General features: G+C 53.7%; 2 protein-coding genes. Both read right to left on the bottom strand.

Annotated elements, in window-relative coordinates:
* Positions 1 to 275: 275 nt before the first annotated feature.
* Complete coding sequence (locus Q0294_RS05305) at positions 276 to 1,106, bottom strand: haloacid dehalogenase type II (protein WP_299461646.1); 831 nt, start codon at positions 1,104 to 1,106, stop codon at positions 276 to 278.
* 146 nt (positions 1,107 to 1,252) lie between these two features.
* Positions 1,253 to 2,191 (bottom strand): alpha/beta hydrolase, encoded by a 939-nt coding sequence (locus Q0294_RS05310; protein ID WP_299461648.1) that lies wholly within the window; start codon positions 2,189 to 2,191, stop codon positions 1,253 to 1,255.
* Positions 2,192 to 2,737 lie beyond the last annotated feature (546 nt).

Here is a 2,737-nt window from a genome sequence, read left to right on the forward strand (position 1 = left end):
GCAGTATTTTATACTTACCCGCCACAGGGCGCAAATTCCGTGCCGAACAGTATTGCGGCTTGTCCGACAGTGCTGGTGCAACTTAGATTCAGTATACTTTTTGTAATGCAACCGACGAATAGATTCTTCTTCTCGTGAGGTATTTCCGTTACCACCTGCTCACCCGCGCGCACTGTCGGGCCAGCCGACAGTAGCACACAACGTTGAATATTTTAGTTGGAAAATAACCAATTCGGATGACTTTGGGTTGCTTGTTTCTGATTTGTAGTCGTGAATTACGAACAACAGTCGGTTCCCAGTTGCAGCAACTGTGCGGCCACGCGTTGCATGTCGGGTTCGTTGATTTCGGGTTGTTTCGCCAGCGGATAAAGTTGGGCGCCGGGTCTTGCGACGAACGCACCGCGCCAGCCGGCCCAGAGGGCACCGGCGATGTCCCAGCCATGGGCGGCGATCAGCATGCAGTCTTCCGGGGGGACATTCATTTTTCGCGCCGCCCATTTGTAAACGTGGCTGTGCGGTTTGAACATCTGCAGTTCTTCGACACTTAATCGAACCTCGAACAGATCCGTTAAGCCGGCGTTTTTCATCTGCTCATCGACGCCGGCCTGCGAGGAATTCGTCAGCGTCACCATGCGATAACCGGCCTGCTTCAGTTGTTCGAGCGCCGGCTTCACGTCGGGATGCGGGGGGAGCGAACGAATCGGCGCGAGCGCCTGTTTCGCGGCTTCGTCGGAAAGTTCAATGCCCTGATTGCGGGCCACCATCTGCAACGTGGCGGCGCCGATCACGCCGAAATCGTCGTAATGATCGCCGACTGTCGCGACCAGCGAATGCTGCAGCATCGTCGTGAACCAGAGTGGCAAGAGATCAGCCCGGCCGCCCAGCGCCTCTGCGACACTCACTTTCATGGCGTCCAGATCGAGCAGCGTTTCGTTGACATCAAAGAACAGACATTTCGGTCGAGAATTCATCGTGGCTCCTTTTTGTGCCTGCGCTGAAACAAGCGTCGGCAGCATCCCGGCTGCAATGCCAGCTCCCGCTGCGAGAAAATAGCGACGGCTGTGCCCCGACGCATTCACAGAACCCGATTCCTGAGCAGGCGACATCCGTTCGTCCTTATCTCTGATGATAGAAGCAAAATTTCACGACAAGCTGTAAGCAGCATAGTATGACGTTTATTCCGCATTCCTTCCAGAGCATTCAATCGAGTTTCACAAACTGCGTGAGTGCTGGTTGTTTTTATTCTGCAGCTTTACTTCTTCGCCTGCTTCAGACTCTTGTTGAAGAACTCCACAATCATGGTGTCGATCTCGGGGGTGTTAAACTCGCGACCGCCGTGACCCGCGTTTTTGACGATGTGCAATTTTACGGGAACATTTTTCGCCTTCAATGCCTGATGCAGCAGGTGACTCTGATGCACGGGGACCGCAGGGTCCTGGCTGCCGTGAATGATCAGGAACGGGGCATCGTTTTTGTCGATGTAGGTAATCGGGTTGGCTTGCGCGACTTTGGCTTTGTTTTCCAGAATCGGGCCGCCGATGAGTAAGGATTCGGGTGAGCGGGGATCGTTATGTTTCAAACGTGATTGCGGAACGGCGTGGGCGTCCATCTGCAGGAAGTCCGTTGGCCCCCACATGTCGCAGACCGCCTGCACGCTGCTCGACTGATCCAGATTGCCGCCGACTTTTCCTTCGAGGTCCTTGTCTCCCCCACTCGTACCCAACAGCGCGACGAGATGACCGCCGGCTGAGGAACCTCCTGCGCCGATGCGGGTGGCATCATAGCCGTATTTCTCCGCATGTGCACGCAGCCAGCGGAGAGCGGCTTTGCAATCGTGAATTTGCGCGGGAAACGTTGCTTCGCCGCTGAGGCGATAATTAATGCTGGCACAGGCATAACCGGCGTCGGTTCCCAGGGGAACCAGTTTGCCGCCACGCCCTTTGTCACCGTTGCGCCAGCCCCCGCCATGAATCCAGACCAGCAACGGCGGATTTTTGACCCCTTGGGGCAGATACAGGTCAAGCAGCAGGGAAGAACCATCCACGTGCGCGTACTCAAGATCGCGATATTCGATCACTTTATCGCGGAGATTGCGCGGTGCATTCGGGCGATTCTGTTGTGCTGAGATTGTTTCGCTGGAGAAAGCGACGACCGCCAGCAGTGCGATCAGAGTGAAGGAAATTCGAGTCATGTCTGTCTCCCGGGGATTTCTGTCTGGTGTGCAGAGGCGTTTCGTACCCGGCAGAATTGATATCACGTCAATGTATTATTTCTAATCAAACACGGCGATCAAGGATAAGTTTCGCGCAGTTTGTTTTTGGTCGATCAATGCACGCGTTGAGCCCACCGGATCCATTTACACCATTCACGCCGAATCAATTCTTCCGGTTCGAGTCACTTCGGCAGGGGACCGGCAGTCATCTCGTCCGACGCCATCGGTTGGCTGGGTTCCGAATGGGGAGAAGCCTGATTGTGCGGCACGATGAAACATTCAATCAACCCGCCGCACCGAAATCGTCTTGTGAATTCCCAGACGGTTCACTTCTCGTTCGATCAAAGGGGATCCACCACTGGCTGTGGTCACTGCAGGCGTCTGTACATAAAGGGTTTTTCTGGTTAAGTGAATATTTCACATAGGGTTACATACAAACAGATAGGCAAGAGATTACACAGGAGTAAATTTATAAATATTGATAAATAAGTTGTGTTTAGTATAAGATATCGTTAATATCCGAGG

The sequence above is a fragment of the uncultured Gimesia sp. genome (assembly GCF_937919775.1).
Lineage (GTDB): Bacteria > Planctomycetota > Planctomycetia > Planctomycetales > Planctomycetaceae > Gimesia.

What these genes read in the sequence shown, in the direction of transcription:
- Q0294_RS05305 (WP_299461646.1), bottom strand. Translation starts at nt 1,106, where the DNA reads ATGTCGCCTGCTCAGGAATCGGGTTCTGTGAATGCGTCGGGGCACAGC.
- Q0294_RS05310 (WP_299461648.1), bottom strand. Translation starts at nt 2,191, where the DNA reads ATGACTCGAATTTCCTTCACTCTGATCGCACTGCTGGCGGTCGTCGCT.